An 8,142-nucleotide genomic window follows, 5' to 3' on the forward strand; every position below is an offset into this window, starting at 1 on the left:
ATACTGGCCGAAAGCAAAGACCGGTTTTCTTCGGCTCTTTTCGCTGCAAGGAGCGGCGCCTGGGACTGGAATCTCAAAACAGGTGAGCTGGCATGGTCTGACGGTTTGGAGCGAATCTTCGGCTTTGGCCAGGGTGAAATCAAACTTACCCACGATGCACTTCTCGATTGCGTTCACATCGAAGACCGCCACAAAGTCGCCGATGCAACGGATGCGTGTTTGAAGGGCAAGAAGGAGTATGACGTCGAATACCGCGTAGTATGGTCAGATGGTTCAATTCATTGGATACGCGAAGCCGGAGACATCTTGCTGGACCAAAACAAAGAACCTGCCCGCATGCTGGCGGTCGTAAGCGACATTTCAAAAAGGAAAGTGCTAGAGAGCGAGCTGCGCAAGGCTCTCGACAAGGCGCAAACGCGTTAAATTGGAGCTGTAGACTGCTGACTAGATTTGTATCTAATCCTTCATTGAATTGTCAATGATTTTGAAATAGCGGTATAACGACCAGGGCATATCTCGAAGCATGCAAAATATTCAAGAGAGTGCGAATTTGGCACTTGTTGGAGAAGACGGTATGGTCGGAAAGCGTACAGTTGTTGGATCAAGGCTTGGGAAGAGAGCAGATCGTGCTCGATATTGGCCCGCGATCCTACTTTCAATGATTGTTGTTCCAATGATTGTTGTTCTAGGCTTCTATGCGACAATTCCAGCCCAGTCAGCTGGGCCGACGGCAGTAGACCTTGGAACAGCTGCCAATTATGTGATCCTGACAAAGGCAGGAATGACAGCTACGGGAGCCACCCATATTTGGGGCGATATTGGCACTAGTCCAGCAGCTGCATCAGACATAACTGGATTTGATCTAATATACACTCCTGGAGCTACATCTTCGACCTCAGCTTTGGTCACTGGGCTTGTATATGCCTCCGACTATGGCACCCCGACTCCATCTGACTTGTCTACGGCTGTACTGGACATGGAGGCCGCGTACAACTCCGCAGCTGGACTGCCATCACCTGACTTCATAAATGAGGGTGCCGGAGATATTGCTGGGATGACTCTCGACCCCGGTCTCTACAATTGGACCACTGGGGTCCAGGTGTCTACTGGTAGTGTCACTATCTCGGGCGCGGCAGGCGACGTCTGGATCTTCCAGATTGCGGGAGATCTTACTCTGGCCAGCGGAACCCATGTTATTCTAAGCGGAGCACAACCTTCTAACATCTTCTGGCAGGTCTCAGGCCAAGTCACGCTTGAGACGACATCTGTCATGAAGGGAATCATATTGTGCAAGACAGCGATTGTGATGAACAACGGCGCAACGCTAGAGGGTAGCGCATTGGCTCAGACAGCGGTTACCATGGACGCCAACTACGTTTACACACCCGGCACTGTGATACCGGAATTCTCGCAAGTTCTGATTCCCTTGGTCGGAATGGTGTTTGTCGTGGCGATAGTAAGCAAAGTCAGGAATCAGAAGAAGTGAGTTCTCTGATCCCAAACCTTTTCCTTTTTCGTAATTTCTCATCTTCATCCTAGATCGCATGGTCGACTTCTATCGCTAAGTTATGGGCGGCGAGTATCTCGGCTAGTCTCCACCGCCACTTGAATTTGCATCAAATCCTTCAGCAAATTGTCAGTGATGTTGAAATAACGGTATATCGGATGCTGGCATATCCGTAGTCTATGGAAGCTAGTAAGCCGAAGAAGCCGGCAATGAAGAGAACAGTGTTGATTGCAGTAGCTATTGTGATTGCCCTCGTAATCGTGGGATTTGGGGCAGGGTACATATTGCTAACAGGGAACGAGTCAGACGGAACTGGAGATCGCGGTGGCAGTGACGGATTGGGATCTGGGCCAGCAGCTGTGAACCTTCGATCGGCTGACGATTTTGTGATTCTAGCAAAGACAGGGATCTCAACCACGGGGACCACCTCGATTGTTGGAGATGTTGGGATTAGTCCAGCTGCTGCATCTTTCATAACCGGATTTGGATTGGTATATGCTAGCGGGGCTACATACTCGACATCATCTCTAGTGACTGGACGCGTGTATGCACCCGACTACACTGCTCCAACGCCGACCAAAATGACTACAGCTGTAAGCGACATGGAGACCGCGTACACCGACGCAGCTGGACGGACAAACCCTGATCAGACTGAACTGGGCGCAGGAGACATTACTACGATGACGCTCGCTCCCGGTCTCTACAAGTGGGGTACTGGGGTCATAATATCTGCTGCTGGCGTCACTCTATCAGGTGCCGCAAATGATGTCTGGATCTTCCAGATAGCGCAGAACCTAGAAGTGGCCGACGGTGCCATTATCACTCTGAGCGGCGGCGCACTGGCCTCACACGTCTTCTGGCAGGTCGCAGGCCAAGCTACCATTGGAACGACGGCAGCCATGCAGGGAATCATACTGTGTCAAACGGCGATTGTGCTGAACACCGGCGCTACCCTGGACGGCATGGCGTTGGCGCAATCAGCGGTTTCAATGGATGCCAATACCGTCAGGAAGTAGGAGGCGGTGTGGAATGCCAATAACCGTGCAATGGTCTCACATTGGGTTGGGCTCAGTGGTCGCATTCTTGGCAGGCTGGTTCATATTTGGCGCTCTTGGTGCGATAGCAATAGCCATCGTGGTCTTGATCCTAATGGGAGTCATAAAGATCAGGTAGAATCGAAAAGAATTGGAGGTGACAAGAAATGGCAAAGAAAAGCAGAGGCGGAAGAATGACAGCGGCAAAGAGTCGCGCGTCGAAATCTGCCGGTGGATGCGGCCCTGTAAAGGGACGCAAGGCCGGCAAGAGAATCATGAGGACCTGAGAGGTGATGAAAACATGTCTGTATCACTTGAGGAAGCCTTGATTTTCTTCCTCGTCGGGCTGATCGTCTCGACCATCATCATCTACGTGATCACGAAGCTGTTTGAAGAGAAAGAAGGCATAGGGACGGCTATATTGGCCGCCCTGGTGGGGGCTGTCATCTACGCCCTAGCATACTACTTCCTGGGCGAAGGGCTTCTAGCGGCATTGGTGGCCGGATTCGTCTGGCTGCTGGCGCTCGGTAGTCTCTACAGCATGGGCTGGTGGAAGTCACTCGGAGTAGCGATCGTCGTGTGGATCGTCGCCTTCTTTGTGGGCTACATATTGCCTACGGTCGTGGGTCCTCTGTGACAAAAGATGTACTGGGCTCGACGAAAACCTTTTCTTCCCATTTCCTTCCCTGAGATCCTTTCCTAGGTGAGACACAAAGGCATTGTTACTAATCGTCCTTCTGAGGAATCTCCTTTCCGCATACGCTGCAAACCTTTGTGCCCTTGGGATACCTAGCTAGGCATTTCGGGCAGACTACTGGATTCACAATGAGTATGTGTGCGGCGAGCTGCTCTGGTGTGCCTGGATTCTGCATTCTCAAACCACCTGCTCCTTGTATCGCCTTTCCTCCCCTAAGGGCTTTTCCTGGCCGCAAAACGATTTATACGATATTCATAATAGGGTGCGCTCGCATAACGTTCTGGCACACCAATCCCGACTTAGCTCAGACTGGCAAGAGCGGCTGACTGTAGTATGGAAATCGGCACGCCCGATCTCAGTCGCTGAAATCAGCAGGCCCCCGGTTCAAATCCGGGAGTCGGGACCATACTTTCAGTTCAGACCAGATACCATTCAAATTTCAAGTTTAAGATGATTGAAGTAGATTGATATATAACACCGCTTATTCTGGAGAATATGGGCGCACAAGATGGACCACTCGCGGAACCGAAGCCTGAACCTGAAGCTCCCTCCGAGGATGCCAGTTCTGCTCGACGCCCTTCAAAGAAGGGTATTAACAAGAAACAGAAGGTCCTTTTTGTTGTGAGCGTCGTTTTGATCGTTCTAGGTTTGATACTCAGCGTTTATTTCCAAGCCAAAATGGATGAAGAGCTCACTCTCTCTAAGGATTTTGACCACGATTTCACATCGAACGGTCAGACCACAAATGTCAATCGTGATTACCTATTCCCATACAACCCAATGTACAACGGGACTGGCACGAGCACGGCATTGTCGAACTATACCACCGTGACAGAAACAACCATCAAAGGTGTGGATTCTGGCAATGGCTACGTAGAATTCAGTTATGTGAAAGAGATCACTGAACAGCCCACTCTACTTATTGATGTGAACACAGGATTGTTAGCAGGCGGTATTGCGATGCTTCCTTCAATGGCCCCTGGGATGCCTGAAATACCCTACCCCTTCGAGCCATACCAGCCAACAAATTCTACCATGTACCTCGACGAGAAGAATTGGACCTACAGATCGGACATCTACGAAGCAAACGGACTTCATGCTCGGACGGGCTATGCACGCTCCGTGTTCACACATCACCTTGAACAACAATCCTATCCCATTTACATCGGTTCGATTGGAAACACGACCACTGCCAAATTTGGGGGGGTTGTAAAGGTCCAGAGCATTGAAACGTACCTGTACAATTACTCATACACATTTGAGATCCCTTTCCCTATCTACACCAATCAGACAACGGGTCTTGCAGCGTTTCTGTCCTTTAACGAGAGCACCAATGAATATCATGAGCCAATCACGGGAGCGCTTTTGAAGCAGACCACCACCCTTACGTACTATCTTACGACGGTTGGCCAAGGAGCACCCAATACCGTCGGGATATACTCTGAGAGCAATGATTATGAGATATCTCAGGAAGATGCAAGATCCTTTTCCCAAGGACTTTTCTGGATACACAACTCTCCGACTATCGCCTCGGCATTGATCCTCCTTGGCCTTATGCTGATCGTGGTGGACTTCGTGATGGTATTCAAGGCAAGAAAGTAGTCAGTAGTGACCTCAATAACCGCATGATTTCATCTGGCCACATTCAAAGAAGTCGGACTATGTTTCACAATCAGATTTGATACATTATCAAATGATGATAAAAATGATTTCTGGACACGCTCACAATCCCCAATATTCAAAAGAGGAAGTTAATTCAGGACAATACAACATCCTCCACTTTTAGAAATAGTTAAATACAAAAACAGTTCAGAAACGGGAGTCGGGATCATCTCTCTTCAGGATCAGACTCTCTCTGGGATGATCATCCAAGACTTCGGCGCGTCAGGCCGGACGACCTCTCTGTTCCTCTCCATAATCGCGAGTTCCTTCGGATCGAACGAACGGGCATCGACCGACAGTATCAGGACGGAGTTGCTTGTCATAGCCGTCTCGGACCATCTGTCCACTGCCTTGAGAAGCCGCGAGAAGTCGTTGCTAGTTGTCAGGTACTCGAGTCCGTCGACCAGAACGACGCCATTCTGTGATTTCTCCATGAAGTTGACGAGGTTGTCTGTCAGGAGGCTGAGCTTCGCGGGATCCATGTTGTCATTTCCCGCCACGGACGATAGCCATATGATCGGGGTCGTCTGCAGGAAATACTTTGCGCGTACCTCGTGAGGATACTGTCGTGTGACTATCAGGCCCTGCGGACGACTCTTGTACTTCTTGCATTCCCTACAGGGGCACGGGAGCTTGCATGATGCGCAATCCAGGCTCTCGCAGGGGAAGCTGTCGTCATTGGCGCATTCGATGCATCGTCCCTTGAGGACGTCCGTGAATATCGTGAACGCGAAGTCCGGCTTTGGTTCAACGACCATGTACACGAACCTTTGGAGGAGTCTGTATTTTGCCTTGGAGCTCGAGGAGAGTTTCTCTTGGACCGGTGCGGCCATTACCATTTGTCCGCGCGCTATCGCGAATGCGAATATCAGGCCCGCGAGAGCTACTCCTGTGACCATCACGCCGTCCGTAATGGCCGTTGAGATGACTTCTGTACCAACTGCGTCAACGGAACTGATAAATCCGGCCGCTGCAAGAATCCAGAGGCCTATTAGGAAGATGGTAGATGATTTCTTGCCCTCATCGCCTGCCTTCTGCCTAGAGACCAATCCGGACGTTGTCGCTAGGACGATGAGGATTACAAGATGTCCTGCCATCGCTCTCTGGGAATCCTGGGAGAGGTCGGAGGTAGTCGAGCTCACATTGACAGCCACTGCCATCGACCCCACAACAAATGCCGCCACCACACCTGTGATGAGCACCACGGCGATGGCGTTCAATGGCCTGAACGAGACTTTCCTCTCGAACGGAAACACGAGCGTTACTTCCAGGAGGAATGTCATTGCGAGGAGAGTGGAGATCACGTGTGCTTTGGCGACGGCGTTTGTAGTGCCTGCATTCGCCGGGTCGATTATCGAATACAGACGTCCAGTAGTCATCGACACGAACACCGAGACCATGGCGAGCAGGAACAGTGCTGCCACGGTGGACCTAGGCGATTTCATCCAGCCAATCAGGCCGGCTCCGAGGCAAATCGCTCCGGCACCAGTAGACGCCGCCCATGTGTAGTCTATCATCTAGTGATACCTCTTGAGGCTGTCAGGCCCACCTCACCTGATCCAGCTCTCCATGTCTCTCGAATGCCACGAGTGCATCCCTATGCGGTCGTGGCGGCCCTCACTGCTTCGAGGAGTCTTTCGACCTGGAATGGCTTCGCGACGAAGTCGATCGCGCCGGCCCTCATGGCCTCTTTCCGGAGCGCCTCCTTCACGAGCGCGCTCACCACTATTATCCTGGCCTTGGGGTCTTGCTCCATTATTTTCATTATGGCTGAAAGACCATCCATGCCAGGCATCAGGATGTCCATGAGAACGACGTCGGGCTTAAGCGCCTTGTACTTCTCAATGGCCTCCAGTCCGTTGGCGGCCTCTCCCGCTATCTCGTGATCGTGAGACTCGAGTATGTCCCGGATCATCTCCCTGATGAACGGTGCATCCTCGACAATCAAAACCTTCGCCATAGTTCTTCAACCTTCCAGTAAGCTGTCTAGATGTGAAGAAGAATCCTTGCATATATAAGTTGGCCACTTCCGGTTCTGGAGCAATTCGGGTGATGAATACGCCCGAAAGCTTGGATTTTGACCTTCGACTGCTACATGTAGTCAGAGAAATGTAATATACTGGTCATCGTCGAGGACGAGATGTTGGTCAAAGGAGCCGTCTTCCGGCTGGACACGGACCTTCCGTCGGAGGCGAAATACCTTCTCGAGGACTTCAGATTGGCCGTCAACAACGCGATCCGTGCAGGCATCCAGGCGAGAGTGACATCGAGAAACGCCTTGTGTAGAATCGCGTACAAGGATTTTCGTCAGGAACATCCAAGGATGTATGCCAAGCATCTGGTATCGGCGTTCGAGGTGGCTGGTGGCGTTATCAAGAACTATCGCAGGCGCGTTCGCAAAGGTGTTGCAAGCAATATCCCATATGTGAAGCGTCTCATGATGAAGGCAGAGAACCAGGCTTACAAGCTTAATCGTAAGTCCGGAGCCATAGACCTTCCAATCAGGGCTGGCTGCCATGTGAAATTGAGTATCGGTGTCAGCCATTATCATCGGAAGTACCTGGGTGACACGGCGCTCTCCCTGGGATCGCTGACCCTTCTTCCCGATAGGGTCGTAATAGCTTTCAGGAAGGGTGCTCCTGCACCGTACACCCCCGCATCGGTCCTTTCTCTCGACACCAACGAGCGCAGCCTGGACGGCGTGTTCGTCGACAGCCACTCTGAAGGAGCGGTTCCGGTTAAGGCGGAATTCCCCGACGTAGCCATCATTCAGCAGCGGTATCACGACAGGCGAAGAAGATTGCAGAAGAAGAAGGCACATGACAGGCGCACATCGAGAAGATTGTGCAGAAGGGAAGGGACAAGAGAGCGCCACCGGGTCGAGTACAGGCTCCACCAGGTGGCGGATGCCGTGCTCTCCTTTGCCGAGGGCAAGAAGTCAGCCGTAGTGCTTGAGGACCTGACAGGAATCCGGTACAAAAGGGGCAAGGATATGAATCGTCGCCTCAGCCTGTGGCCGAGGAGGAAGCTACACCAGATGATCGAGTACAAGGCAGCGTGGAAAGGCATCCCGATCATCAGAGTCGATCCAAGATACAGCAGCAGAAAGTGCCCGATATGTGGGAAAATTCAAGATTCCCGAATGGGCACGGAGTTCACGTGTGAGTGCGGCTGGCACCTCGACAGGCACATCAATGCCAGCATCAACCTGCTGCAGACAGCCATCTCGAACGGGATGGCAG

The 8,142-nt window shown here is 51.6% G+C and carries 10 protein-coding genes and 1 tRNA gene; 8 read left to right on the plus strand and 3 right to left on the minus strand.

Annotated features, from left to right (window positions below):
• The 5 genes from KJ653_07130 to KJ653_07150 all read left to right on the plus strand — a co-directional run.
• The coding region (locus KJ653_07130) for a PAS domain-containing protein (GenBank protein MBU0685599.1) at positions 1 to 423 on the plus strand (423 nt) is incomplete at its 5' end.
• A 151-nt stretch (positions 424 to 574) separates the two neighbouring features.
• The gene (locus KJ653_07135; protein ID MBU0685600.1) at positions 575 to 1,486 is read left to right on the plus strand and encodes a DUF3494 domain-containing protein; all 912 of its coding nucleotides are present in this window, start codon (positions 575 to 577) and stop codon (positions 1,484 to 1,486) included.
• Between the two features lie 230 nt (positions 1,487 to 1,716).
• On the plus strand, positions 1,717 to 2,523 hold the full coding sequence (locus KJ653_07140; protein MBU0685601.1) for a DUF3494 domain-containing protein: 807 nt from the start codon (positions 1,717 to 1,719) through the stop codon (positions 2,521 to 2,523).
• 13 nt (positions 2,524 to 2,536) lie between these two features.
• The gene (locus tag KJ653_07145; protein ID MBU0685602.1) at positions 2,537 to 2,680 is read left to right on the plus strand and encodes a hypothetical protein; all 144 of its coding nucleotides are present in this window, start codon (positions 2,537 to 2,539) and stop codon (positions 2,678 to 2,680) included.
• A gap of 162 nt (positions 2,681 to 2,842) precedes the next feature.
• Positions 2,843 to 3,178, plus strand: coding sequence for a hypothetical protein (locus tag KJ653_07150; GenBank protein MBU0685603.1), 336 nt, complete (start codon positions 2,843 to 2,845; stop codon positions 3,176 to 3,178).
• Between the two features lie 88 nt (positions 3,179 to 3,266).
• Here the strand turns inward: KJ653_07150 and KJ653_07155 are convergent, their stop codons facing one another.
• Positions 3,267 to 3,413, minus strand: a complete 147-nt coding sequence (locus KJ653_07155; GenBank protein ID MBU0685604.1) for a hypothetical protein — start codon at positions 3,411 to 3,413, stop codon at positions 3,267 to 3,269.
• A gap of 118 nt (positions 3,414 to 3,531) precedes the next feature.
• On the opposite strand from KJ653_07155, the gene KJ653_07160 reads away from it, so the two are divergent.
• Positions 3,532 to 3,644 (plus strand) — tRNA-Tyr (locus KJ653_07160).
• An 89-nt stretch (positions 3,645 to 3,733) separates the two neighbouring features.
• A complete protein-coding gene (locus tag KJ653_07165; GenBank protein MBU0685605.1) occupies positions 3,734 to 4,840 on the plus strand; it encodes a hypothetical protein in 1,107 nt (368 codons plus the stop codon).
• Positions 4,841 to 5,082: 242 nt separating this feature from the next.
• Here the strand turns inward: KJ653_07165 and KJ653_07170 are convergent, their stop codons facing one another.
• Both KJ653_07170 and KJ653_07175 read right to left on the minus strand, forming a co-directional pair.
• Positions 5,083 to 6,417, minus strand: a complete 1,335-nt coding sequence (locus KJ653_07170; GenBank protein MBU0685606.1) for a DUF835 domain-containing protein — start codon at positions 6,415 to 6,417, stop codon at positions 5,083 to 5,085.
• An 80-nt stretch (positions 6,418 to 6,497) separates the two neighbouring features.
• On the minus strand, positions 6,498 to 6,860 hold the full coding sequence (locus KJ653_07175) for a response regulator (protein MBU0685607.1): 363 nt from the start codon (positions 6,858 to 6,860) through the stop codon (positions 6,498 to 6,500).
• A 180-nt stretch (positions 6,861 to 7,040) separates the two neighbouring features.
• On the opposite strand from KJ653_07175, the gene KJ653_07180 reads away from it, so the two are divergent.
• On the plus strand, positions 7,041 to 8,142 hold a 1,102-nt coding region (locus KJ653_07180), incomplete at its 3' end, for a transposase (GenBank protein MBU0685608.1).

This window comes from Candidatus Thermoplasmatota archaeon (assembly GCA_018814355.1).
In the GTDB taxonomy this organism is placed as follows: Archaea; Thermoplasmatota; Thermoplasmata; order UBA10834; family UBA10834; genus COMBO-56-21.